We start from the raw sequence: 25,363 nt of genomic DNA, 5'->3' as shown, positions 1-25,363 counted from the left end.
TTAACCTTCCTCCAATATTTCTTTGACAAAGCGTTCGCAAGAATGACCGTCACAAAGAGACACAAATCGTTTTTTGAACGCAATGTAATCATCATTATTGTTTGTTATAGATTTTATGGCATCGGCAAGGTCATTTTGATTGGATACAATACTACCGCAAGAATAATCCTTATAATCAAAATAGAAACCACGGTTGCTGTTATATTCCTCGTAATCGGGAGCATACAGAACAGCCGAATTGCCGATAATTGCATTTTCAAATATCACGGAGGAATAATCCGTGACAAGGACATCCGTGATAAAAAGAATATCGTTAATTTCCCTTTCATCGCTGAAATCAAAAATTCTTTCGCAATCGGGGATATTGAACTTATCCTTAATGAACGGGTGAAATTTGACGATAATTGTCCAATCATCACCGAGAGAATTTGACAAACCCTGAAGGTCGATGAAATCTTCGGGATAATAAGCATCGTTTACATTTTGACCCCTAAAGGTCGGAGCAAAAAGGCAAATCTTTTTGCCGACGAGGCTCGGTGCACGGTCATAAAGCCGTTTTTTTGCCGAAGCGACATATTCATCATTAAAGAACAAATCCGTTCTCGGAGTGCCGACAGGCTTAATTTTGTCAACCGATATGCCGAACGACTCGGCATAAATTTGGCAAAGCTCGGGTGACGAAACAATAGCCTCGGTGTAATTCTTATGGGTGAGTGAGCCTGATTCCGCAGTGCCTCGACAATAGCCAAAGCGTTTGAACGCTCCCATTGCGTGCCAAAGCTGAACAAGGTGCTGACCGTCACGAAGAGTGAGGACATACACCATCGGCTCAAAATCATCAACCATAATATATTTGCTCTGCGCCATTGCCGTGCCAAGTTCATCAACAGACATTTGCTCCTTTGATGTGACGGTGACAATGTGATAGTCAAGAGCATTTTTTTCGATATAATTCTTAACGGCATTTAGATTTCCGCCAAGTTTGCCCTTTGAAGTGCACAGCATAAGAATTTGATTTTCAAGCATTTTGCTCTTCTTCCCTTTTTCAAAGGCGGATATTAAATTTTTATATCTCATTCTTTGCAAATGAGGATAAAGCGCAGACTTGATTTTTCCCATACTATGCCTTGTAATTATATTTATTATCATATTCACCACGCATAAGTGAATCAATAATTTCGCCGTAAATATGCGTGATGCTGTCAAACTTTTTGTTTACATAATCAGTTTTGAACTGTGCAATTTTTTCATCTTCAACAGTTGTGTTGCTATCAATCAGCGACAGGATTTCCTCGCTTGTTTTGCCATATACAGCAGGAATATCGTGCCAAAAATCAATGTAAAATCCACGCTCGTCAAGATACCTTTCGCCATCAAAACAGAAGATATATATCGGCAAATTCTTGAGCACAGCTTCATAGATAACGGAGCTGTAATCCGTCACAACAAAATCGGAAACGCACATAAAATCCATACCCGAAAAATGCTCGCCGTGGAAAACATTTTGACTTGAATCGATATAAACCTCTTCAAAATTGGTATCGACCACATGGTGCTTTACAACAAGGTTATATTTTGAATAATCAACCTTTGAAACAAAATCCGCCGTCATTTTATGGAGTGCTTCAATATCCTCCGGCTTGTCCCTAAAGGTTGGAACATAGAGGATTGTTTTTTTGCCGTTATCAAGCTCGGGATAGACAGAATAAACATTCTGCGCAACCTTTGCATTTTTTCCGCTGTCGGTGAGATAGTCCATTCTCGGAATACCGATTGGAATAAACTTTTCTTCAGGTTGACCGAAAGCCTCGGCAAAAAACGGAACACATTTGTCGCCCGATGTGGCAATCAAATCGTAGTTCCTGTGCATTTTGAACGCATTGGCAGTTGCGGAAGATTTACCGCCCGGCATATCAAGAACAGATTTGCCAAAGCGTTTGAACGCTCCGAGAGCATGCCAAATTTGAATAATCTTCAGGTCCTTTTTATGATTAAGGACAGAAGCCAAAATACAATAGCCGTCAAGCACAACGACCTTTGATTGCGAAAGTGCTTTCATTTGCCTGAACATTTCGCCGACATATTTGATCTTTCCGCCAAAAGAGGCAGGTATCATTTTGCAAAGGACAACTACCTCATACTGCGGATAATTTGTTTGAATTTCATCAATAAGATACTGAAAATCAAGTGACGGATTTTCACTCTGGCGAGAGATGAATGCAACCTGATTTTTAGTTTTATTCAGCTTAAAGAACGAATAAACGAAGTTAATAAGAACCCCGAATATTCTGCCAAGCAAGTTAATCATAATCCGATATCAATCACTCATAAAGTGGATACTTTGCACAGATTTGGGCAACGCCGTCAAGGATGTACTGCTTCTTTGCATCATAATCAGTAACGGCAAGAGCGATGAACTCTGCAATCTTGTCAAAATCATCTGTATTTAGACCTCTTGTTGTAGCGGCAGGAGTACCGATACGGACACCCGATGTAACGAACGGTGACAACGGCTCGTTTGGAACAGTGTTCTTGTTAAGAGTGATATGTACCTCGTCAAGTCGTGCTTCAAGTTCCTTACCTGTTACGCCCGTACCTCTCAAATCAAGGAGGCAAAGGTGGTTATCGGTACCGCCCGAAACAAGGTTTTGACCTCTTGAAATAAGTCCGTTTGCAAGAGCCTGTGCATTGTCGATTACACACTGTTGATATTCCTTAAATTCAGGTTTGAGAGCTTCACCGAAGCATACTGCCTTGCCTGCGATAACATGCATCAAAGGACCGCCCTGTGTGCCCGGGAATACAGCAGAATTAAGTTTCTTTGCAAGATAAGGGTTGTTGCAAAGGATAAGACCGCCACGAGGACCGCGAAGTGTTTTGTGTGTAGTTGTTGTAACAACATCTGCATATGGAATCGGCGACTGATGAAGTCCTGCGGCAACAAGGCCTGCAATATGAGCCATATCAACCATAAACATTGCGCCGTTTGCATGAGCGATGTCTGCCATTGTTGCAAAATCAATTTCTCTCGGATAAGCGGAAGCACCTGCTACGATAAGCTTTGGCTTAACCTTATTTACCTGCTTTGCAAAAGCGGCAAGGTCGATATATCCCTCTTCATTTACACCGTAAGGAATAAAATTGAAATACTTGCCCGAAATATTTGCAGGAGAACCGTGAGTGAGGTGTCCGCCGTTATCGAGGCTCATACCCATAACGGTGTCGCCCGGTTTGAGGAGTGCAAGATAAACGGCTGTGTTTGCCTGTGCACCCGAGTGTGGCTGAACATTTGCAAACTTGCAACCAAAAAGTTCACAAGCACGCTTGATAGCGATTTCCTCAACAATATCAACATACTGGCATCCGCCGTAATATCTCTTTGCAGGCAAGCCCTCTGCATACTTGTTTGTAAGAACAGAGCCCATAGCCGCCATAACCTGAGGAGATACAAGGTTCTCCGATGCGATAAGCTCAATATTTTCTCTCTGACGCTTAAGCTCAAGCGCCATTGCGTCTGCTACCTCGCTGTCGGTTTCGGCAACCTTTGCGATTGAATCGTAATAATCGTTGTACATATTTATTCCTCCGATGATTTAATATATGTATCCATTTTACCATAAAATATAATAAGATACAATATAAAATAAAAGAAATCCCGTTAAAAGCAGGATTTCTTTAATAATTATATGTTAGTTAAGTCCTTTTTCATCAAAATTGAAAATAGTTGAAAGGATAACCTCATAGCCTGTTTTGATTGCTTCAGGAACAAGTCTGTCATAGCTGTCACGAACATTGTGATAGTAATCGGCAGGAGTAGGGTCCATAGCCGCAAGACAAGTTGCTGTGATTCCCTCTTGTGTGAATGCAGCAGCATCCGATGAACCGAAGAATACATTTGCAAACTTCAAATCATTGTGACCTGCTTCCTTGGCAGAGTCCATAACAAGTTGGCTGAAAGGCTGTGAGTGTTTTACCGTGCCTGTCATATCACGGGAATAAACATTGAGATAATCAAGGTCTGTGAGAGTATCAACGCAAAGAACAGCTGTTTCTACACCTGAATTTACATATTCATCCTTGTGGTTCTTTGCCCAGTTCTTACAACCACGAAGTCCTGCTTCCTCACCATCGGTGATCATAGCAACAACTTCTGTGTTTTCAAACTCAACACCTGCCATATCAAGCATACGAAGTGCACATACAGCAGAATAAGTACCTGTAAGGTTATCGTTTGCACCCGGTGAAATAGTTTTGAAATCAACAAAAAGGAAGAGTGTCACCATAAAGAGTGCAGTAATTATATGGAAATAGAAGCTGTAATTTACCATAAAGTCGCCGAAAGCACCCATTTCAACAAAGTTTGCGATAATTGCAATGATTGCAATTATTACAGAAATGAACGCACCGACGATTGTTCCGCCCATACAAATGCCCATAAGCGGAATTTTGCCCTTTGCATAGTAAAGGTGACGCCACTGATAAGCTGAATCGCAGTGACCGGAGATGATAATTCTTCTTTTAACTTCGCCCTGTGGCTTACGAACTGCATAATAGTTATGTCCGTCAATCTTCTTGTAGAAAACATCACAAAACTGCTTGTAGAACAAGAATTCCATTGCTGTGATAAAAAGACCGATTGCAACAACACCACCAACGATACACTGAGGAACGAAGAAGTCCGAACCGCCTACACCGCTTAAAACGCCTGTGTACACCAATGCAAGGCAAACAACAACTGCCAAAATGATTGTTACGGAAACGGTTTTTGTGAAATGCAAAAATGCCTTTGGAGCCATTTTATATTCTTCAAAACCTGTTTCGTCACAAAACGGCTTCATTTCCTTGTCGATGTGTTTTTGAGTTGCAAGGCAGTTTTTGTTGCCGGACTCACGAGGACCGTATCTCTTGATGACATTGGTGATTTCCTTTACGGTATAATCAACATTTTCATCAATGACTGCCTGCGGAAAATCTTTAAATTTCATTTTATCGTTCTCCTTTAGCTTTATATTGAGCATTTAATTGATTTTCAAGGTCGGTATTGCCGTTTGAAAACAGTTTTAAAATTTTTGAACGCTTAAAAGGATTCTTTGGCATAGAAATCTTATCAACCGCATAATTGATTCCCAAAGCATCAAAGGTTGGCTTGAAATCATCAAGTCTTGCCTTGAAATCTGCAAAATCACGCTTTTCTTCAGGTGACCATGCAACTTCTGAAAGCGCCTGCATTCTAGGAAAAACAAGCATTTCGAGTCTTTCTCTGTCTCTAATCCATTCTGTCCAAACTTCACCCTCAACGCCAAGAACATTTTTTACATTATCCTTGGTTACACCAAAGTTTTCAGGCTTATACTCATATGTTTTTTTAAGTGGATACTTGGCATAAGGCATATCAAAATAGAAGGATTGATGATTACTCATAATCATTTTTCCGCCGTTGTTGACATATTCCTCTGCTTTTCTGTCACGGATTGGTGTCCAATACTGTGCAACAATATTCTTGTCGCTCTTATTTACATTTTCGGCTGCAAGAATTTCATTCCAGCCAATCATCTGTCTGTCCTTTGTTTTAAGGAACTGCGACACTTTATTTTCAAACCAGCCTTGAAGTTCTTCTTCATTTTTGAGATTGTTCTCTTTCATCACCCTTTGGCAATTAGGGCATTTTTTCCACTCGTCCATTGGTGCTTCGTCACCGCCAAGGTGAATATACGGTGAATCAAACATCTCGCAGATTTCGTCAAGAACATCATATACAAACTGCAAACTCTCTTCCTTGCCCATACAAAGGGTTCTGTTCCAATCTTTTTGCCCATAAAGTTTTGTTGGAATTTTTGCCCCAAAATAGCCAGGAACATCTCGCTTCAAATCTCTGCACGCAAGGTTGCTGTAAGCAGAGAAAACAGCCGCACAGTGAGCAGGAAAATCAATTTCAGGAATGACAGTGATGCCTCGTTCCTTTGCGTAAGCAACGATTTCTTTAATCTGCTCCTGTGTATAATAGCCTGAATACGGCTTTTCTTCCATCTTTGTTGACTGCCAACCGTCAAGTTGTGTATAGGCACGCTTTGAGCCGATTTCAGTCAAAAGAGGATACTTTTTAATTTCTACTCGCCATCCCACATCATCGGTCAAATGCCAATGAAAGACATTGAGCTTTTCCATAAATAACCAATTTATGTACTGCTTGATATAATCAACATCATAAAAATGGCGTGACACATCAAGCGAAATGCCTCTGAAAGGAAAACGAGGCTCATCCTCAATATCACAGCAAGGTACTTCCCTGCCACCTGTATCAACATGAGCAATTTTTCTTACAGTTTGAAGAGCGTAATAAACACCGATTTTTTGGCTTGCCAAAATAACGATACGCTCCCTTGTAACTCCCAGAGTATAGCCTTCTTTTGCAATACTTTCGTTCTTAATGATAACAACGGTTGCATCAGATTCATTTTCACAAAAATCGACCCTACCCTCCAAAAGAGGAAGGTCAAAATCAGACTTTACCTTTAAGTGTGCCGGCAAAACAAATACTCCGCCGAGTTCTTTCGCCTTTTTAGGGGCAGGAATAACTGATAGCATAATTTTTCTCCAATTTATCATATATAACCTGAAAAACAGGCTTGTAATATTATATCAAAACATAATATCAAAGTCAATTTACAAAGTGTGAACAAATACACTAAAGATATTGCCAAAACAATTCAAAACAAATCGCAAAAGTCTATTATTTACTTTGCTCTGCTCTGATTTCCGCAGCAGATTTGTTATAAATTAAATCCTGCAATTTTTCTTTATTTTTATCAACATCAATGGTAATAACGCTTGCACCGCCGATTGTTGCATATTGCCAAGTGCCGTCAAACGGAACACGAACCTCTGCCATATCACTGATGCACGGAAGTGCTTTCATACCGGCAGAAATAATCTTTGCCTTTGAAAGATTGGTTTGAATATACGGCGCAGCCTTGGTTGCCATCATTGCGAGTTTTACCGGATTTGCAGATTTCACGCTCTTAAGGATTGCCTGCATAACGGTTCTTTGACGATAAGCACGCATAAAGTCGGTGTCAATTTTTCTTATTCTGCAATAAGCAAGAGCCTGTTCTCCGGTTAATTTGTACTTGCCCGCATCAAGTTTGACATTGCCGTATCTGCCTTTGTGAGAGGTTACCTCCTTGGCTTCTTTTTCGGTTACTTCAACCTCGACACCGCCGATGCTGTCAACAAGTACCTTGAACATTTCAAAATCAGCAACAACATATCCGTCAATATCTATGCCAAAATTATATTCAATAGTATCAACAACACCATTGTAGCCGTCATACTGACAGGCCGCATTGAGTCGTTGCTTTTTGTCAACGCAAGGAATGTACACCCAAGTGTCACGCAAGAACGAAACCATTTTTATGCAGTTGTGTGCCTTATCAATAGAAATGAGCATCATTGAATCGGAACGAGAAGCGGTATCATCTTTTGGATTACGAGCATCAACACCGAGCAAAAGAATATTTGTTACACTCGATGAACGGGTCAAATCCGATTTGCTGACATACTGATTTTTGCGTGTGTCATCATAGGTGACCTTGCCCATAGCGTTGCAGACAAAACAGCCCGCACCGATAATCAAAGCAAGAACGACTGCCAAAACCGCCCTAAAAATATTCTTTGCATTATTCGGTCTTGAACCTTTTCGTCTTTTGCGGCGAGGAGGTCGGGTTGTTTCCCGTCTTTGGCGTGCTCTTTCTTCGTTTTCTTTGCGCCTTTTGGCATCTTCATCAAGATAAACCTGTGGCACAAAATCGTTGACGCTTTGACGGTTTGAGCGTTGTGGTTCATCAAGTTCCTGCATAAAAGCATCCAAATCGTAATCAGCCGTATTTTGATTATCAATAACATCATCGCTGTTAAAATCATTTTGGCTAAAGTAATCTTCGTCAACGGGAACGCTTCTGTCTCGGCTGTCGTTATCTATTCTTTTTTTAGGGTTAAAACCCTCTTTTTCAAAGCGAGGCATACGAACACCCTTCCTTTATTTTAGAATTATATATTAAATTCAGTGTACACCATATTAATCATATTTTCAACTTTTTTTATTTAATATTGCATTTTTGGTCGGAATAATTTATTATATAAGATAGAGTTGTCCAGACGGTTGCGTAGTCTTTGACTATGAGGAAAGTCCGAGCAGCACAGAGCAGGATAACGGCTAACGGCCGCCGAGGGTGACCTTAGGGAAAGTGCAACAGAAATAAACCGCCGTCTTTACGGTAAGGGTGGAAAGGCGAGGTAAGAGCTCACCGAGAGAGTGGAGACATTCTCTGCCATGTAAACCCTATCCGCTGCAACACCGACCGGAGAGTTGGTTGCTCGCCACATAACTCCGACGGGTGGCTTGAGCAAGGTGGCAACATCTTGTCGAGATAGATAATCGTCCACGACAGAACTCGGCTTACGGACAACTCTGCTATAAAAAATCTTAATATCAGCACAAGCAAGACAAACAAGGACAAAACATTTTAGCATATAAAGGGGTAAATATTATGCAAAATTATGTAACATTTGATATGTCAAGACCGCTTGATTTTATACCAATCGGCAGAATTGCCATTGATTTTAATCCAACGGATATGTACAGACCGTTGTCGGAATCGGCAAACTTCAACAAATATGTTGGCGGTTCACCTGCAAACATTGCGGTTGGTTTGGCAAGGCTCGGTTGCAAGGTTGGATTTTTCGGTTGCGTAAGCGACGACCAACTCGGCGACTATGTGGTTGATTATTTTGAAAAAGAAGGCATTGACACTTCAAAAATCACAAGAGCAAAGAACGGCGAAAAAATCGGTCTTACCTTTACTGAAATCCTTTCTAAAGAAGCTTCATCAATTCTTATGTACAGGGATAATGTTGCGGATTTTTGCCTTGAACCTGCGGATATTGACGAAGAATACATTGCCTCTGCAAAAGCTATCATCATCAGCGGTACGGCACTTGCAAAAAGTCCGTCAAGAGAGGCTTGCCTCAAAGCTATGATGCTTGCAAAGAAAAACAGCACAAGAATTATTTTTGACATAGATTACAGAGAATACACTTGGAAAAGCAAGGACGAAATTGCCGTATATTACAGCATCGTTGCACAAAATGCCGACATCATTATGGGAAGCCGTGAGGAATTTGACCTCACAGAAGGAATTATCGGTGTTAAAGGAAGTGACCCTGAATCTGCAAAATATTGGCAGAGTTTCGGTGCGTCAATCTGCGTAATCAAGCATGGCAAGGACGGCTCAACCGCATACACAAATGACGGCAAGTTCTATAACATCAAGCCATTCCCTGCTGTTATGCTCAAAGGCTTTGGCGGTGGTGACGGCTACGGCTCATCATTCCTTTACAGTTTGCTCCAAGGCAAAGACATCATTGACTGTCTTGAATTCGGCTCTGCTTCGGCAAGCATATTGATTTCATCACACAGTTGTTCGGACGCTATGCCGTCTGCACTTCAAGTTGAAGAATTCATCAAAAAATCAAAAGAACAATACGGCGAAATGGTAGCCCGTGCATAATTACAAACAAAGAGGACTGAAAAATCAGTCCTCTTTTCTTTTATTCTTATAATACCATAAATAATGTTCCTGCTGCGATGAGAATACAGCCGATAACCGACTTTGCGTTGAATTCTTCGTGTAAGAAAATAAATGCAAGAACGAGAGTAAACACAACGCTCAATTTGTCAATAGGCACAACCTTTGACACATCGCCGATTTGGATAGCCTTGTAGTAGCAGAGCCATGAAGCACCCGTTGCAAGACCCGAAAGCACAAGGAATATCCAACTCTTTTTGCCGATATTTGTTATGCCCGACTGTGCATTTGTAACAAACACCATAAGCCACGACATACCGACAACGACCATTGTACGAATTGCCGTTGCAAGATTTGAATCAACGCTCTCTATTCCCACCTTGGCAAGAATTGAAGTCAATGCGGCAAACACCGCAGAAAGCAATGCAAACAACCACCACATACATATCACCTCTTTACCTCATAATACACCCTTTGGAATACAAAGTAAAGTAAAAGTGTTTGTGACAAGCTATAGGATGTTGAGGAAGATTCTGAATTTCGTTTTCTTGCGAAGGAAGATGTACGATGGTACCTCGACTGAGCAAAAAACGAAAAACGCCAAAAATGCCGTAGGTCCAATACCTACGGCATTTTTTAAACCCCACCGTCAACACTTCGTGTTGCCACCTCCCCTAACAATTAGGGGAGGCATAATTCGGTTGATTATATTTGGCGTGTTTCAGGAGCTTTATCGACAGTCTAAATCCCGAAACCGTTTGGCTTCGGGATTTATTCGTTATTTATTTGTTTTACGCTGAATGAGCTTTACGATTTCTACAATCGGAACAACCATAAATGCAAGGAGAAGCGCTGTGAAATATTCTCTTGCATCAATAGGTGCAAAATCAAATGCTTTGCTGAGGAACGGAATATAAATTACCGCAGTTGAAAATACAAGTGAAAGAACCATTGCGCCGACAAGATACAAATTCATACTGCCCATCTTTGCAATTGACTGACGGCGAGAACGCATATTGAACGAATGGAAAATCTCTGCCATAGAAAGTGTGAGGAATGCCATTGTCATACCGTTTTGGTGGAGCAAATGAGTTGCTTCGTTTGCATCGTTGACTGCAAGGATTTGTGACAATGTCATATGTTCAGGACTTGCCATAACAATTCCGAGAACATAGGCAACAAGGGTAAGCACTGTTACCATAACGCCCTGATAAGCACAGTCGAAGCCCATACCGCCTGCAAAGATACCGTCCTTGCTGTTTCGAGGCTTACGGCTCATAATGTCAGGGTCGCCCTTTTCAAGACCGAGAGCAAGTGCCGGGAAGCAGTCTGTGATAAGATTTATCCACAAGAGGTGAACAGGCTCAAACAATGTGAAACCGCAAAGGGTTGCGAAGAAAATCGAGAGAACCTCTGAAAGATTTGACGAAAGCAAGAACTGAATCGAATTACGAATATTATCATAAATTCTTCTGCCTTCTTCAACAGCCGAAACGATTGTTGCAAAGTTATCGTCTGCAAGCACCATATCGGCAACATTCTTTGTTACATCAGTGCCTGTGATGCCCATACCGACACCGATATCTGCATTCTTGATTGACGGAGCATCATTTACACCGTCACCGGTCATAGCGGTAATCATTCCACGCTTTTTCCACGCTTGAACGATACGAACCTTATGTTCAGGCTGAACACGGGCATAAACCGAGTATTCCTCGATATGCTCATCAAGTTCTTCATCAGACATAGAATTGAGTTCCATACCAGTGACAGCCTTTTGATTTTCGCCGATAATACTAAGCTGTTTTGCAATGGCAACGGCTGTGTCTTTGTGGTCGCCTGTAATCATAATAGGGCGAATACCGGCGCTCTTACATTCCTTGATTGCATCAACAACTTCAGGACGAACAGGGTCGATCATACCGGTCAAACCGATATAGCAAAGTTCCTGCTCGAGCTCATCAGGTTCGTTTGACGGCTGTTCGCTGTAAGTTCTCATAGCCGCACAAAGAACACGGAGAGCCTTGTCTGCCATTTCCTTGTTTGAATCGGAAATAGCCTGACGAATTTCGTCTGTCATAGGCACTTTTTTGCCATCCACAAATGCAGTTGTGCAAAGTGAAAGAACAATATCGGGAGCACCCTTTGTATACTGAACAAAACCGTTTGGAGTTTTGTGGATTGTTGACATCATCTTTCTGCCTGAATCAAACGGTGCTTCACCGACTCTTGGGAAAGAATCTTCAAGTTCGTTTTTCTTCAAACCGAGTTTGTCTGCATATGCAACAAGTGCAGCCTCGGTAGGCTCGCCCTTAACAGTGCCGTCATCTTGAAGTTCTGCATCACAGCAAAGAGCCATAGCGGTTGCAAGGAGTCTTTCATCTGTGCCCTTATAATCAACAACAGTCATCTTGTTTTGAGTGAGAGTACCTGTTTTGTCCGAACAAATAATCTGTGTGCAACCAAGAGTTTCAACTGCTGTGAGTTTGCGGATAACCGCATTACGCTTTGACATCTTTGTTACACCGATTGAAAGAACGATTGTTACAACGGCAGCAAGTCCCTCGGGAATTGCCGCAACAGCAAGAGAAACCGCAACCATAAAGAACGACAATGTTGACGACAAAGTGATTGCATCGCCGACAACGAGAGCACGAACAATATCAAATACAAAGATGAATACGCAAATTCCCAAAACTATGAATGACAAAATCTTTGAAAGCTGATTAAGTTTGATTTGAAGAGGGGTTTCCTCATCCTTTGCCTGTGTAAGTGCATCGGCAATCTTGCCCATTTCGGTGTCCATACCGGTGGCAACAACAACGGCTTTACCTCTGCCGTATGCAACCGATGAACCCATATAGCACATATTTTTTCTGTCGCCGAGCGGAACATCATCAGAACCAAGCGGGTCAATAGGTTCTGCTGTTTTGGTTACAGGCACGGATTCGCCCGTAAGTGCAGACTCCTCAATTTTCATAGAGGCACATTCGATAATTCTGCAATCGGCAGGAACGCTGTCACCGGCTTCAAGAACAACAACATCACCAACAACGATGTCCTCACTCTTTACTGTGACAATCTTACCGTCACGAATAACCTTTGATGTGGCGGCGGCTATTTCCTGCAAGGCTTCAATCGCTTTTTCTGCCTTGCTTTCCTGATAAACGCCCAAAACCGCATTGATGATTACAACCACCATAATGATGACAACATCGGCATAGCCTTCGCCCTCACCGCCGACTGTGGCTGTGACAGCACTGATTACAGCTGCGACAATCAAAATAATAATCATCGGATCTGCAAGCTGTGACAAAAATCGTTTTATAAGACTATCCTTTTTGCCCTCTGCAAGCTTGTTTTTGCCGTTTTTTTCAAGTCTTGATGAAGCCTCGGCAGACGAAATACCGCTTTGCTCCGACTTTACACCGGCAAGAACATCTTCTTTCGTTTTCAAATACTCTTTCATACAGTGCACCTTCCATTAAAATATACTACAACGCAGGCTTTTGTGCCTTGCATTTTTATATAAAAATAGACTCATACATAGTATCTGCACTATGCACAAGTCTCATTCTTTACAATTAAGCCAGCCTATATCGGCATGATGTTGACTTAACACACGATAACCGTGGAATTACTCCCCTGTCTTTAGTTAGAATATAACATACAGGTGTATAAAAGTCAACAGTGCAAATGTTAACAATTTCTTAATTGTTTTTTGAAAGCAACAAGAAACGGAGCAGACACAACAGCCGCCAAAACATAGGCTATCGGCTGTGAAAGTTCCAAGCCGACAATGCCGAAAACTCTCGGCAAAACGAGAGCAAGCGGAACAAAGAAAAGTCCGTTTTGACAACACGCAAGGAACAGCGCCCTACCCTTTTTGCCTATACTTTGGAATGTCATATTTGCAGTGAGTGCAGTGGGCAAAAACGCAAGTGAAACACATAGATAGCGGAGTGCGTTTGCACCTACATCAACAACTTCCATTTCGCTTCTAAACCGAGCAATAACCCACGGAGCAAAGATAAACATAATACCCGAAAGAACAGTTACCGCAACGGTGCCATACACCCACAAAAAATCAATTGCCTTGCGAACACGGTCAAAATCCTTACTGCCGTAATTGAACGCACTGACAGGTTGAAATCCCTGACCTATGCCAACGCACACGCTGAAAATCAGCATTGAACACCTATTTGAAACGCTCATAGCTGCAATACAGGTGTCACCGTAAGGCGAAGCCATAACATTGAGAATCATCGTTGACAAGCTACCAAGTCCGTTACGCATAAAGCTCGGAAATCCGGTTGCAACAATTTCCCAAATATCCCTGCCGTTAAGCCGAACATATTTCAAATTAATTCTGCACTGGCACTTTTTCATAATAAAAGCAGACAGCAAAATCGCCATACTCAAATACTGACTGATTGCCGTTGCAAGACCGGCACCGGAAATGCCCATATTAAATGTAAAAATAAACAAAGGGTCAAGTGCAATGTTGAGGATACCGCCCGAAGTAAGTCCGATCATAGCAAGTCGGGCAAGTCCCTCGTATCGCAAAATATTGTTCATCACACAGCTTGTGCACATAGCCGGACCTGAAATCAGAATGTACAGACCATACTGTTTTGCGTAAGGCAAAATCGTTTCGGTACTGCCGAGAAACGACATCAGCTCATCCAAAAAGAACAAACCGATAACCGCAATAACGGTGCTTATGCCAAGCGACAAAAAGAATGCGGTTGAACAAAATTTTCTTGCAGTTTCAACATCTTTTGCGCCAAGCCGTCTTGAAACAATTGAACCTGCGCCCTGACCGAACATAAATCCAAACGCCTGGAAAACAGCCATAAGACTGAATACAACTCCCGTTGCACCCGAAGCGGAAACGCTGATTTTTGAAACAAAATAGGTGTCCGCCATATTATATATTGTTGTTATGAGCATACTGATAACAGTAGGGACAGACAAGATAAATATAAGTTTATTTACCGGCGTTCTTGTCATTTTTTTATACTGCTTATCAGCTGCAGTATTTTCACTGTTTGTCAAATTATCATCTTCTTACACTGACATTATTTTTTGCAAGATAATCCTTGAGCACAGGAATAGGAAGTTCATTAAAATGAAAAAGGCTTGCCGCAAGAACCGCATCTGCCTTGCCGTCAACAAAGGCATCCAAAAAATGTTCTGCCTTGCCTGCACCGCCCGAAGCGATTACGGGAATACCAACCCTCTCCGACACCGCACGAGTGAGTTCGATATCATATCCGGTTTTTTGACCGTCACAATCCATAGAGGTCAAAAGAATTTCGCCTGCGCCTCTTTTTTCTGCTTCAACTGCCCATTCTACCGCGTCAATACCCGTAGAAATTCTTCCGCCATTGAGGTAAACCTCCCAGCCTCCGTCTGCCTTGCGTTTTGCGTCAATAGCAACAACAACACATTGTGAGCCGAATTTATATGACGCTTCATTAATCAAATCGGGATTGCGAACAGCGGCGGAATTGAGAGAAATTTTGTCAGCGCCCGCACGCAAAAGTTCCTTGAAATCGTCAACGGTTTTTATTCCGCCACCAACGGTAAACGGGATAAACACAGTATCGGCAACTCTTGACACAATATCAATCATAGTGCTTCTTCCCTCGTGAGTTGCGGTTATGTCAAGAAGCACAAGTTCATCTGCGCCCTGCTTATCATAAGCCGCAGCACATTCAACAGGGTCGCCTGCATCACGCAAATCAACAAACGAAACACCTTTTACCACTCTACCATTTTTAACATCCAAGCACGGAATTATTCTTTTTGCATACATATTCAGTCCTCCCTATTCACAAAATTCTTTAGCAAAGCAAGTCCAACTTCGCTGCTTTTTTCGGGATGGAACTGTGTGGCACACACTCTGCCGTTTTGCACAGCGCACTGAATAGGCACACCGTATTCTGTTGTGCCTGCAACAATATCCTCATCGGCATTTTTGAGATAATAAGAATGAACAAAATAAAAATAGCTTTCGTCCTTTATTCCCTCAAATATACCGTTTGTTTGATTTAGTTTTACGCTATTCCAACCGATGTGCGGAACTTTAAGCCCGTTATCTTTCGGAATAGTAACAATATCGCCCTTGAAAACTCCAAGACCTTTTACGCCGGGTGATTCTTCGCTCGATTCAAAAAGAAGCTGAAGTCCAAGGCAGATACCCAAAAAGTGCTTTGATCCGTCAGCAGATTTTTTTATTGTTTCTTCAAGTCCTCGTTCTCTGATACAGCTCATTGCATCCGCAAAAGAGCCTACACCGGGCAGGATAATATGAGATGCCGCATTTATCTCGTCTTTATTATCCGTAATCTTACTTTCTGCGCCGATAAAATCCAAAGCCTTTTTCACGCTTTGCAAATTACCCGCACCATAATCAACAATTGCAACCATAACATTCTCCTATAATTTGATATATTTAATAATATCACTCAAAAAGAAAAAATGCAAATTTAAAATTGACAAATCTTTTCTATAATGTTATTATACTGTCATACTATTTAAGGAGGAGCGTTTATGAACATTTGGCACGACATATCTCCTAAGCGTATCAAGAAAGACAGATTCTACGCTGTAATTGAGATTTCTAAGGGCGGCAAAAACAAGTACGAGCTTGACAAGGAAACAGGTATGCTCAAACTTGACAGAGTTTTGTTTACATCAACTCACTACCCTGCCAACTACGGATTTATTCCAAGAACATATGCCAGCGACAACGACCCTCTTGATGTTTTGGTGCTTTGCAGTGAGCAAATCAGACCAATGACAATCGTTGAATGCAAGCCAATCGGTGTTTTGGTTATGGAAGACGGCGGAGCAAAGGATGAAAAAATCATTGCTGTTCCTGTCAACGACCCAAACTACAATTCATACACAAACATCGACCAGCTTCCAAGCCACAGATTTGACGAAATCAAGCACTTCTTTGAAGTGTACAAGACTCTTGAACACGACAAGAGCACATCTGTAACAGAAGTTAAGCCAAAGGAAGAAGCAGTCAAGATTATTCAGGATTGTATCGACAGCTACATAAAGAACTTCCAATTATAAACAAAAACAAAAACAAAAACAAAAACAAAAACAAGGCAGGGTTAACCTTGCCTTTATATACGGAGATGTATCGAAGTGGTCATAACGGGGCTGACTCGAAATTTTACGGCTGCTTGGTCGTTTCGTCCGCCGGAAATCCCCCATATATAAGGGTTTTCAAAATTAAAAATCGAATATTTTTCAGTGTTCTCTCCTGCTTTTCTCTCCAAAAATTTTTTGACCGAAATTTGAGCGAAGAAAAAAGCGGATTGAAATATACACACGGAGAGTTGTCCGAGAGGTCGAAGGTGCAGCACTCGAAATGCTGTGTTCCCACAAGGAACCTAGGGTTCGAATCCCTAACTCTCCGCCACAAAGCCTGTAAACAAGTGCGTTTACAGGCTTTTTCTCTGACCACTTCTCCGAAAAACGGATTATCTCAAACTGTCTTCCAACGGCTTTCAAAATCTCCGTTCTCCGGCATAATAAGTCCGTTTTCCATTGCCTGTGCCGAGGTGATTTTGGAGCTGTAATCAAGGTGCGCATAGATATTTGCCGTTGTGGTAAAATCGCTGTGCCCCAGCCACTCCTGAATTTGTTTCAGCGGTACGCCGTTCGCAAGAAGCAGACTTGTCTGCATTTTGGACAATAAAGGGGATAATTCTCCAAAACAGTGTCCTTCCTAATTTTATTACGGGTTTTGCTCCCACAAACAGGACACAATATCCATTCGCATTTCATCATAATTAGTCTCTAATCCTTTCAAATCTCATTTTATATGACTTTTGCAAGCTGTTAAGCTAACTTGTGGAACATATGCCGAACCTTATCTATACGGCTATTCGGGCGGCGGGGTTGGCAAATAAATTTACCAATAGCTGGCTGGTATCCTTTTAACTCTGTCAAGCAGACTCCCTGCCCATTTGTGAAATAAGTTAAATCGTTCCTGTATTCTTGAATACATCTAGCAGGGATTTCTCCTTTCAGAATGACCTCGTCATTCTTTATCTGAGTACTTACAATATCTGCACAATACCTTGGGGCATCATGATACGCCCGTGAGAGATATTCCTGCGGTGCATAAATTTCAAAGTGGAGATATGGCTCTAATAGTTCTGTCCCTGCTTTTTTTAAAGCCTGCTCCAATACGATAGGGGAAAGCAGCCGAAAGTCTGCGGGGGTACTTACAGGACTATAATACAATCCATATTCAAAACAGATTTTACAGTCTGTCACTTTCCATCCATACAGCCCCTGCTCGCAGCCATAAAGAACCCCCTCCATAACCGCATTTTGGAACGATTGGTTTAAATATCCAAGTGAAACTCTGCTTTCATACTGCACTCCGCTTCCAATAGGGAGCGGCTCTATGGACAACCCGACAGAAGCCCAGAAAGGATTTGGCGGGACTTCTATGTGGATGGTATATTCTGCTTTTCTAAGCGGTCTTTCCAGATAAATAACCGAAGGCTCTTTCATAGCCACGCCCACATGATATTTTTCTTCTAATAGCGAACAAATAACTTCTAACTGTACTTTTCCCAAAAAAGATAACATAATCTCATGTGTAACAGTATCAATGTCAAAATGCAAAAGAGGGTCTGTATCAGCAATCTCTGCGAGGGCATTTAACAGGGCTTCCCTTTGCTCCGGCTTTTGCGGCTCTACCGTTGTCCGAAGTAATGGCATGGGATTATCAATCCATGTTTTGTGAGGCAGGAGTTTTTCATTTCCCAGAATGTCGTTCAGTTTCAAAGTATCATCAGCTAAAATAACAATTTCTCCCGGACAGGCATGGTCAGCCGGGACGATTTCACCATTTGACGGAATACACATTTCTGTGATTTTTATTTTCTCTTTTTCAGATATTCTAATAACATCCCTCAAATGCAATGTTCCGCTATATATACGCACATAAACAAAACGCCGCCTTTTCTCTGAATATTCAATCTTAAAAACCTGCCCGCATAGTTCAGATTGACCTTCAGGCGTTGATGAATAAAATTTACTGGCAATTACTTCTATAAGCTGCCGAATCCCCAGATTGTTTTTAGCGCTTCCGTGATAAACGGGAAATAACGTTCCGTTTTGGAATCTCCTGTTTTCTTCCTGTTCCAGTTCTGACATTTTAAACGGTTTCCCTGACATATATTTCTCTAATAGTTCATCGTTTCCCATAATTACCGCATCCCACTGTTCCATATCGTCATTGTCCGTTACATTTATATGGGGATGCTGCCCAACCTTTTGCTTCACTATAATTTCCGAAGAAAGCTTTGCTTTCATTTCTTGATATACCATTGGCAAATCAATCCCCTCTTGGTCAATTTTATTGATGAAAAAAATTGTCGGAATCTTCATTGTCTGTAGTGCATGAAACAGTATACGGGTCTGTGCCTGTATGCCATCCTTTGCAGAAACTAATAATACTGCTCCGTCTAATACGGATAAAGAACGGTATACTTCCGCCAAAAAATCCATATGGCCTGGCGTATCTATAATGTTGACTTTTACATCCTCCCACTGAAAAGATGTCACTGCTGTCTGGATAGTGATTCCCCTTTGACGCTCCAAATTCATTGTATCTGTCCTTGTTGTGCCTTTATCTACGCTCCCTGGTTCTGCAATTGCACCACTGGTATACAATAAACTCTCCGTTAATGTTGTCTTTCCTGCGTCAACGTGAGCCAGAATGCCTAAGTTAATTATTTTCATGTGATTTTCCTCCTATCAACACCCAAAAAAGGGCATAAAAATACCCAGTGATAAATACTCCTATCACTGGGTAAATAACTCCAATAGCCCCAAAACACTTATATGTTTTCGGGCATATAAAATTACATGATAAAAGTATTCTTAAACTGGGTACAAAAAACTAAGCCCCATATTAAAAGTGAAACGGGACTGCTACTTTTTGTTCCCACTATCAAATTGACAGTTTATTTAAGAATACCTTGCCGCATATTTATTAACTCCTTGTATAATACTGAATCTAATTATATTCCTTAACCCTTTATTTGTCAAGTTATTTGTCAAGCTGACAAACTAAAGCAGAAAAAGCGGCAGGATTTCCCCCTGCCACTAAACAACCATTGACCTATAAAACTCGAAATCAGTTGTGCGGCTCATACCGTACCGAGGGTTCGAATCCCACCGTCTCCGCCAAAAAAACAGAAGTGATACCGCAAGGTGTCGCTTTTGCTTTTTAATAAAGCATTTATTAAAAATATATACAACAAAAAACAGACAACGGTTTGGGATGCGTTGTCTGTTTTTTTAAAGTGCGATTTCTAATTTGGGAGCACTTGATTTTAAATTCAATAAGTCTAATTTATTATCAGATCTATAATCACATTATACTAAATCAACCGGAAAGATACAATATGCACATTTAACAAAATAATTTTTTCATTTTGTAGGATTATCCAAAAAAGTTTTTTATTTTGTAAAGAACTGTTCACATTTTATTTATAAAATTGTAGCATGAAAATCTGTATATTGATTTATATTGAATTTTGATACTTTTTGAAAGCATAAAAATATGATATGATATTTTAAATTTGGAGGTGACTGTATGAAAAGAATTGTGACTGTGCAAGACATATCGTGTCTTGGCAAATGTTCGCTTACTGTCGCCTTGCCGATTATTTCCGCTATGGGGATTGAAACAAGCATTATTCCGACTGCTGTTTTGTCAACTCATACTCTTTGGGAGCACTATGTTTGTGATGATTTGACCGACAACATTCCGCTTGTTGCCGAGCATTGGAAAAATGAGGGATTCGGATTTGACGCAATATACACAGGATACCTTGCATCAAGCAAGCAAATTGATGTTGTGTGCAAACTTTTTGACGAATTCAAAACCGAAAACAACTTTATTTTTGTTGACCCTGCAATGGCTGACAACGGCGAAATGTATAGGAATTTTGACAAAAGTTTTGCAGACAAAATGCGTGTTCTGTGCGCAAAGGCTGACATCATTGTGCCGAATATGACAGAAGCATGTTTGTTGACCGACACGAAATACAATAACGAATATGACGACAAATATATTTCTGATTTGCTCAAAAAACTCACCGACCTCGGTGCATCAAAGGCGGTTATCACAGGTGCTCAATATGACGGCAAATACGGAATTATGAGTTACGACAGCGTGAATGACGAATACAGTTTTTACGCTCACCAAAAGATAGACCATATTTTTTACGGCACAGGAGATGTATTTTCCTCTGCATGTGTCGGGGCATTGACGCAGGGTTATTCACTTGCCGAGGCTGTTGAAATTGCAGGCGAATTTGTTTTTGCAAGCATCAGTGCCACGATGAAAGACAAAGACGCAAGGCTGTACGGAGTTAATTTTGAACAGGCACTCCCCTTGCTCGCAAAATACAATAAATAAAACAAAGCAGTAGCTACATTCGTTGTAACTACTGCCTTTTTTATAGCTTTTCGTCTTTTGGAACTTTGCCGTGATGAATTGCATTGCCGATATTAACCGGTGAAAAATACAATTTTGCACGCTTGACAAAAGAATTAATTTTACTGCGATTAAACTCAATATCCGTCAGGCTGTAAACAACTGTGTTTTCTGCAACTTCCTTGGCGGTAACGCTGTCGTCAAGTTTCATAGTGATGACTTTTTCTTCATTTGGCAACAAATCAAAGAAATTATCAGAAAACGGCAAATGGGTTGCCGAACATTCCGCCTTGACAAGACGGGCAAATTTGTCTGTCTTGATATGAAGCTCAACACCGTCGTTCTTGACATAAATTTTCGTATTTAGCTTTGCTTTTGGCAAATTGAGATGTTTTTCATTGTCAAATAAGCAAGTTTTCTTTGCAACGATTTTGCCGTTTTGTTTTATGCTTGCGACAATACCGGTTGTCTTTTTGTCATAATCATTGAGCCACGAAACAGGGACATCGAATGACGCTCTTGTTTCAACGGTTACATTGTACGACTTGGTTTCAAGTATACCCTTTTCAAAATCAAAAAGAGAATATTCAAGTTCGACTTCTTGCGGGGTCAGCTTATCATTGAGAACAAACACCTTGATGTATTCATCGGTATCCTCAAACGACACGGTGAGAGGTGCATTGAAATGCTTTGCGCCGTACTGAAGAGCCTTGTAATTGCCGTAATAATCTATGCTCGACCACGAACAAACACCCCAGCAATCGTTGAACTGCCAATACATTGAGCCGTTGCATCTGCCTTTGTTTCTTCGCCAATGTTCGGTTGCATCCCTGATGCATTCAAGCTGTGTGACCTGCGAAAGATAAACATAATCTCTGAAATGAACAGGCAAATCAAAACGACCTGCGATATAATAAACCATTTTGTCGTTGCCGTTCATACACTTTTGGTGAGAGAGAAAGACAGGGCTGTTGAGGTCATAATCCGACTTGTCGGCAAAAATGCGAATACTGTTCATATCAGGCAGAGATTCAAAGCCGAATTCACTGCAAAAACGAGTCATTCGCTTTCTGTAATACTTCATAGGCTTCAAGCCGTGCCATACGCCCCACAAATGAGTGTCGCCGATATTATCTGCATACACACCCTCATTGTGTGCTTTGCCGATCGGAGAGCCTTGTGTGTACGGTGTTTGAGTATCATATTTTCTGATCTCAGGCTCAAGGATTTGCCAAAAGAACTTTTCTGTCCACAGAATATATTTTGGCATATTAATCCAAGCCATGTGCATATCTTCAATTTCGTTATTGCCACACCAAAGTGCAAGCGACGGATGAGAGGAAATACGCTTTACATTATATGCAACCTCTTTTTTCACATTTTGGAGGAAGTCGTCATTGAAAAACGGATACGCTTGACAAGCAAACATAAAATCCTGCCAAACGAGAATTCCTCGCCTGTCGCACTCATCATAAAGAGCGTCACTGCCATAATATCCACCGCCCCAAATACGAAGCAAATTCATATTTGAAAACTGAAAGGCATCAAGCAGATAATTAAGTTCCTTTTCGCCAAAACGGGTTATGAAACTGTCCGGCGGAATATAGTTTGCACCCTTGGCAAAGATAGGCACATCATTAATCTTGAACTGAAAGTTTTTGCCGTAGCCGTCAAGTTCCCTGTTGAGTTCTATTTTGCGGATACCGATTTTCTTTGAACATTCGTCAACCACGCATCCGTCGCAAAGCAATTCGGCAGTTACGGTATACAGCGGTTGTTCCAATTTTTCGGACAAATCATAAGTCCACCAAAGTTCGGGATTTTCAATCTCAAAATGAGCAGAGTTTCCGTCTGAAATGAGAACTTCACCACTCGGAGAAGTGAGGATAATTCTACATTCGCAGTCCTTATATGAGGTATAATCAATTTTTGCATCAACTGTAGCATCTGTTATATTGCAAACTTGCGAAACAGAGAAATCTTCTATTCTGCCCTCGTTGACAAATTCAAGATAAATATCATCCGAAATGCCACTGCACGGAAGCACGGGACCCCAATCCCAACCAAAATGACATTGAGGTTTACGGATATGAACAATGCCGTTTTGACCGTTTGAATTCATAGGTGTCATGCAAGCCTTATATTTATCCTTTACCCAATTGACAGGAGAATGGAAATAAATCAAAAGTTCATTTTCGCCGTCAACAAGAAAATCTTTTACATCAAATTCAAATTTGATAAAGCAATTATCAGACGAAGCAACAAATTTGCCGTTGATGAAAATATCACAAACAGTATCAAGCATATTTGCACACAGCAAAACCCTGTTTGCAGAAAGTTCTCCGATTGAAACATCAAATGTGCGTTTATATTCAAAATCAGCATTGCCGACCCATTCGACATCTTTTTCATTAAGTTTTAAAAACGGATCGTCAATCACGCCGTTTGCCATTAAATCAAGGAAATTACAACCCGGAACAATTGCATCCATCCATTGATTTTCTGTGCTTTGCTTAAAAAGCCAAGCACCGTTGAGTATTTTTTTCATAATCAAATTCCTCTTAAAAAAGTATCAAATAAATTATATATTACGCAATTTGTTTTGTCAATCAAATATATGTATTGACAAAATCGTGGGCAAACTTATAATAAAAATAAGAGAGGTAAAAATATGACGGACAGACAATGTGATTTGTTCCTTGAGAGTTTGCTTGATTTTGGCAGTCAATATGTTTCTGCCGGAACGCAGGTAAAACGAGTTGAGGATTCTTTGATAAAAATATGCAAGGTTTACGGCTTTGAGAACATAGAAATTTATGCCGTTACAAGCCTGATTGTTGCAACAATAAAAAACGATGACGGCAAGCATTTTACACAAAGTGTGCGTGTTACAAAGAGCGGAACGGACCTTGGCAGAAGCGAGGATTTGAACAATCTTTTCAAATACATTTGCGAAAACAAGCCGAATGTTGAGGAGCTCAACAACTTAATTAAGCACCCAAAAACGACAAAGCATAAGCCGTTCATCAAGTGTTTTGGATACGCAATTGCCGCAGGCAGTTTTGCGGTATTTTTTGGCGGTGCGGTATATGACGGACTTGCAGCGGCAGTTATCGGTTTGTTCATTTACTTTATGGACTATCATTTCAAGCTGCGCAACATCAACAACATTGTTTACACATTTACGGCAAGTTTTTTGGCGGGTTTGCTTGCAATTTTTTGCACCAAAATCGGATTCGGCAACAATCTTGACAAGGTGATGATTGGCGACATTATGCTGTTCATTCCGGGACTTTTGCTTGTAAACTCAATTCAAGAAATGTTCAACAAGGACATTGTTGCGGGTCTGTACAAATTTATTGAAGCATTGCTGACTGCTGTTGCAATTGCCGCAGGATATGCACTTTCTATGATAATGATAGGAGGGTTAAAATGAGCAAAACTATACTCCAAATTATCACAGCCACAACAGGTGCTCTGGGTTTTTCAATTTTTTTCAGAGTAAGTGAAAGAAATATAATTGCGTCAACAATCGGCGGAGGTCTTGGCTGGGCGCTGTATTTGCTGATTTTTCATTTGACTGACAATATGCTTATTTCAAACTTTGCGGCTGCACTGTTTGTTTATCTATACAGTCAGGCTATGGGCGGAATACTAAAAGCTCCGTCAAATGTTTATCTTGTGCCGGGCACAATTCCACTCATTCCCGGAGGCGCACTGTACTACACAATGAGAGGGCTTATAGACAGCAACAGGGTAATGTTTTGGAACAACCTCAAATCAACGGTTATTGTTACCTTTGGTCTTGCTACAGGAATTATTGTGGGTACTGTGCTTATAACATATGTAAAAAGCATGATAAAAAAAGAAAAACTATCAGGCTGTCGATAAAGCTCCTGAAACACGCCAAATATAATCAACCGAATATGCCACCTCTTTTTTAAAAGGTGATTCCCCCGTTAATCGGGGGAAATGTCTGCAACGCAGACAAAAGGGGGCGTCTACGCAGTAAAGGTGGCAACACGAAGTGTTGACGGTGGGGTTTTAAAAATGCTGTAAGTATCGAACTTACAGCATTTTTGGCGTTTTTCGTTTTTTGCAAACAAGCAAATATAAGGCTTTCAAAAAATCTGTAGATTTTTTGGAAAGAGGAAAAACATATGTAGTATATTTACAAAACTTTGTTTTGTTCTATACGGAATATGTTTTGACGAGGTACAGCTAAGTTCGCAAGAAAACGAAATTCAGAACCTTTCTCAACAGCCTGTATTGTACTGAAAACACTTTT

General features: G+C 40.9%; 19 protein-coding genes, 1 tRNA gene, 1 other RNA gene and 1 pseudogene. 7 read left to right on the top strand and 15 right to left on the bottom strand.

The annotated features are described in order from the left end of the window. The 6 genes from B5D29_RS06785 to B5D29_RS06760 form a co-directional block, all read right to left on the bottom strand. On the bottom strand, positions 1-1,119 hold the full coding sequence (locus tag B5D29_RS06785) for a CDP-glycerol glycerophosphotransferase family protein (protein WP_159443424.1): 1,119 nt from the start codon (positions 1,117-1,119) through the stop codon (positions 1-3). Between the two features lies 1 nt (position 1,120). After that, positions 1,121-2,308: a CDP-glycerol glycerophosphotransferase family protein gene (locus tag B5D29_RS06780; protein WP_078768823.1), complete on the bottom strand. Its 1,188-nt coding sequence runs from the start codon at positions 2,306-2,308 to the stop codon at positions 1,121-1,123. Between the two features lie 13 nt (positions 2,309-2,321). Further along, on the bottom strand, positions 2,322-3,575 hold the full coding sequence (gene glyA, locus B5D29_RS06775; protein ID WP_078768822.1) for a serine hydroxymethyltransferase: 1,254 nt from the start codon (positions 3,573-3,575) through the stop codon (positions 2,322-2,324). A gap of 114 nt (positions 3,576-3,689) precedes the next feature. Further along, entirely contained in the window at positions 3,690-4,985 is a 1,296-nt protein-coding gene (locus tag B5D29_RS06770) for a M28 family metallopeptidase (protein WP_159443423.1), read from the bottom strand. 1 nt (position 4,986) lies between these two features. Continuing rightward, positions 4,987-6,585, bottom strand: a complete 1,599-nt coding sequence (locus B5D29_RS06765) for a beta-N-acetylhexosaminidase (protein WP_159443422.1) — start codon at positions 6,583-6,585, stop codon at positions 4,987-4,989. Between the two features lie 145 nt (positions 6,586-6,730). After that, positions 6,731-8,020, bottom strand: a complete 1,290-nt coding sequence (locus tag B5D29_RS06760) for an LCP family protein (RefSeq protein ID WP_078768819.1) — start codon at positions 8,018-8,020, stop codon at positions 6,731-6,733. A 122-nt stretch (positions 8,021-8,142) separates the two neighbouring features. On the opposite strand from B5D29_RS06760, the gene rnpB reads away from it, so the two are divergent. After that, an RNA gene (rnpB, locus tag B5D29_RS06755) (RNase P RNA component class A) lies at positions 8,143-8,473 on the top strand. Positions 8,474-8,546: 73 nt separating this feature from the next. Further along, positions 8,547-9,566: a 5-dehydro-2-deoxygluconokinase gene (gene iolC, locus B5D29_RS06750; RefSeq protein WP_078768818.1), complete on the top strand. Its 1,020-nt coding sequence runs from the start codon at positions 8,547-8,549 to the stop codon at positions 9,564-9,566. 46 nt (positions 9,567-9,612) lie between these two features. On the opposite strand, the gene B5D29_RS06745 is transcribed toward iolC, so the two are convergent. The 5 genes from B5D29_RS06745 to hisH all read right to left on the bottom strand — a co-directional run bounded on the left by B5D29_RS06745 (position 9,613) and on the right by hisH (position 16,019). After that, positions 9,613-10,026: an EamA family transporter gene (locus tag B5D29_RS06745; RefSeq protein WP_078768817.1), complete on the bottom strand. Its 414-nt coding sequence runs from the start codon at positions 10,024-10,026 to the stop codon at positions 9,613-9,615. Positions 10,027-10,362: 336 nt separating this feature from the next. After that, complete coding sequence (locus B5D29_RS06740; RefSeq protein WP_078768816.1) at positions 10,363-13,053, bottom strand: cation-translocating P-type ATPase; 2,691 nt, start codon at positions 13,051-13,053, stop codon at positions 10,363-10,365. Between the two features lie 230 nt (positions 13,054-13,283). Further along, complete coding sequence (locus B5D29_RS06735; RefSeq protein WP_242941759.1) at positions 13,284-14,642, bottom strand: MATE family efflux transporter; 1,359 nt, start codon at positions 14,640-14,642, stop codon at positions 13,284-13,286. A gap of 4 nt (positions 14,643-14,646) precedes the next feature. Next, positions 14,647-15,405, bottom strand: coding sequence for an imidazole glycerol phosphate synthase subunit HisF (hisF, locus tag B5D29_RS06730; RefSeq protein WP_078768815.1), 759 nt, complete (start codon positions 15,403-15,405; stop codon positions 14,647-14,649). Positions 15,406-15,407: 2 nt separating this feature from the next. Next, positions 15,408-16,019, bottom strand: a complete 612-nt coding sequence (hisH, locus tag B5D29_RS06725; protein ID WP_078768814.1) for an imidazole glycerol phosphate synthase subunit HisH — start codon at positions 16,017-16,019, stop codon at positions 15,408-15,410. Between the two features lie 123 nt (positions 16,020-16,142). Between hisH and B5D29_RS06720 the strand changes: the two genes are divergently transcribed. Both B5D29_RS06720 and B5D29_RS06715 read left to right on the top strand, forming a co-directional pair. Next, a complete protein-coding gene (locus B5D29_RS06720) occupies positions 16,143-16,676 on the top strand; it encodes an inorganic diphosphatase (protein ID WP_078768813.1) in 534 nt (177 codons plus the stop codon). Between the two features lie 263 nt (positions 16,677-16,939). Continuing rightward, positions 16,940-17,028, top strand: a tRNA-Ser gene (locus B5D29_RS06715). Between the two features lie 66 nt (positions 17,029-17,094). Here B5D29_RS06715 and B5D29_RS06710 read toward each other — a convergent pair. From B5D29_RS06710 to tet(O), 3 genes and pseudogenes are all read right to left on the bottom strand, one after another. Beyond that, positions 17,095-17,286 (bottom strand): annotated as a pseudogene (locus B5D29_RS06710) (tyrosine-type recombinase/integrase); the annotation flags it as partial. Continuing rightward, positions 17,256-17,399, bottom strand: a complete 144-nt coding sequence (locus B5D29_RS06705) for a cysteine-rich KTR domain-containing protein (RefSeq protein WP_078768812.1) — start codon at positions 17,397-17,399, stop codon at positions 17,256-17,258. The pseudogene B5D29_RS06710 and the gene B5D29_RS06705, both read right to left, overlap by 31 nt. Before the next feature lie 51 nt (positions 17,400-17,450). Next, positions 17,451-19,370, bottom strand: a complete 1,920-nt coding sequence (gene tet(O) / locus B5D29_RS06700) for a tetracycline resistance ribosomal protection protein Tet(O) (protein WP_078768811.1) — start codon at positions 19,368-19,370, stop codon at positions 17,451-17,453. A gap of 859 nt (positions 19,371-20,229) precedes the next feature. Here tet(O) and B5D29_RS06695 point away from each other — a divergent pair. Beyond that, entirely contained in the window at positions 20,230-21,057 is an 828-nt protein-coding gene (locus B5D29_RS06695; protein ID WP_078768810.1) for a pyridoxamine kinase, read from the top strand. A gap of 40 nt (positions 21,058-21,097) precedes the next feature. Here B5D29_RS06695 and B5D29_RS06690 read toward each other — a convergent pair whose 3' ends face one another. Further along, the gene (locus tag B5D29_RS06690) at positions 21,098-23,623 is read right to left on the bottom strand and encodes a beta-mannosidase (protein WP_078768809.1); all 2,526 of its coding nucleotides are present in this window, start codon (positions 23,621-23,623) and stop codon (positions 21,098-21,100) included. 123 nt (positions 23,624-23,746) lie between these two features. Here B5D29_RS06690 and B5D29_RS06685 point away from each other — a divergent pair, with 123 nt between their 5' ends. Both B5D29_RS06685 and B5D29_RS06680 read left to right on the top strand, forming a co-directional pair. Further along, positions 23,747-24,511 (top strand): threonine/serine exporter family protein, encoded by a 765-nt coding sequence (locus B5D29_RS06685; RefSeq protein WP_078768808.1) that lies wholly within the window; start codon positions 23,747-23,749, stop codon positions 24,509-24,511. Continuing rightward, on the top strand, positions 24,508-24,966 hold the full coding sequence (locus B5D29_RS06680; protein ID WP_078768807.1) for a threonine/serine exporter family protein: 459 nt from the start codon (positions 24,508-24,510) through the stop codon (positions 24,964-24,966). The genes B5D29_RS06685 and B5D29_RS06680 overlap by 4 nt, the downstream gene beginning before the upstream one ends. The last annotated feature ends 397 nt before the right edge of the window (positions 24,967-25,363 follow it).

This window comes from Eubacterium coprostanoligenes (genome assembly GCF_900167205.1).
Taxonomy (GTDB): Bacteria; Bacillota; Clostridia; order Oscillospirales; family Acutalibacteraceae; genus Eubacterium_R; species Eubacterium_R coprostanoligenes.
Note: the sequence above shows the minus strand (reverse complement) of the source record. Positions and strands in the feature narration are given on the sequence as shown.

What these genes read in the sequence shown, in the direction of transcription:
- glyA (WP_078768822.1), bottom strand. Translation starts at nt 3,575, where the DNA reads ATGTACAACGATTATTACGATTCAATCGCAAAGGTTGCCGAAACCGAC.
- B5D29_RS06685 (WP_078768808.1), top strand. Translation starts at nt 23,747, where the DNA reads ATGACGGACAGACAATGTGATTTGTTCCTTGAGAGTTTGCTTGATTTT.
- B5D29_RS06695 (WP_078768810.1), top strand. Translation starts at nt 20,230, where the DNA reads ATGAAAAGAATTGTGACTGTGCAAGACATATCGTGTCTTGGCAAATGT.
- B5D29_RS06745 (WP_078768817.1), bottom strand. Translation starts at nt 10,026, where the DNA reads ATGTGGTGGTTGTTTGCATTGCTTTCTGCGGTGTTTGCCGCATTGACT.
- B5D29_RS06780 (WP_078768823.1), bottom strand. Translation starts at nt 2,308, where the DNA reads ATGATTAACTTGCTTGGCAGAATATTCGGGGTTCTTATTAACTTCGTT.
- hisF (WP_078768815.1), bottom strand. Translation starts at nt 15,405, where the DNA reads ATGTATGCAAAAAGAATAATTCCGTGCTTGGATGTTAAAAATGGTAGA.
- B5D29_RS06770 (WP_159443423.1), bottom strand. Translation starts at nt 4,985, where the DNA reads ATGAAATTTAAAGATTTTCCGCAGGCAGTCATTGATGAAAATGTTGAT.
- B5D29_RS06785 (WP_159443424.1), bottom strand. Translation starts at nt 1,119, where the DNA reads ATGGGAAAAATCAAGTCTGCGCTTTATCCTCATTTGCAAAGAATGAGA.
- B5D29_RS06765 (WP_159443422.1), bottom strand. Translation starts at nt 6,585, where the DNA reads ATGCTATCAGTTATTCCTGCCCCTAAAAAGGCGAAAGAACTCGGCGGA.
- hisH (WP_078768814.1), bottom strand. Translation starts at nt 16,019, where the DNA reads ATGGTTGCAATTGTTGATTATGGTGCGGGTAATTTGCAAAGCGTGAAA.
- B5D29_RS06720 (WP_078768813.1), top strand. Translation starts at nt 16,143, where the DNA reads ATGAACATTTGGCACGACATATCTCCTAAGCGTATCAAGAAAGACAGA.
- iolC (WP_078768818.1), top strand. Translation starts at nt 8,547, where the DNA reads ATGCAAAATTATGTAACATTTGATATGTCAAGACCGCTTGATTTTATA.
- B5D29_RS06680 (WP_078768807.1), top strand. Translation starts at nt 24,508, where the DNA reads ATGAGCAAAACTATACTCCAAATTATCACAGCCACAACAGGTGCTCTG.
- B5D29_RS06705 (WP_078768812.1), bottom strand. Translation starts at nt 17,399, where the DNA reads ATGATGAAATGCGAATGGATATTGTGTCCTGTTTGTGGGAGCAAAACC.
- B5D29_RS06740 (WP_078768816.1), bottom strand. Translation starts at nt 13,053, where the DNA reads ATGAAAGAGTATTTGAAAACGAAAGAAGATGTTCTTGCCGGTGTAAAG.
- B5D29_RS06760 (WP_078768819.1), bottom strand. Translation starts at nt 8,020, where the DNA reads ATGCCTCGCTTTGAAAAAGAGGGTTTTAACCCTAAAAAAAGAATAGAT.
- B5D29_RS06690 (WP_078768809.1), bottom strand. Translation starts at nt 23,623, where the DNA reads ATGAAAAAAATACTCAACGGTGCTTGGCTTTTTAAGCAAAGCACAGAA.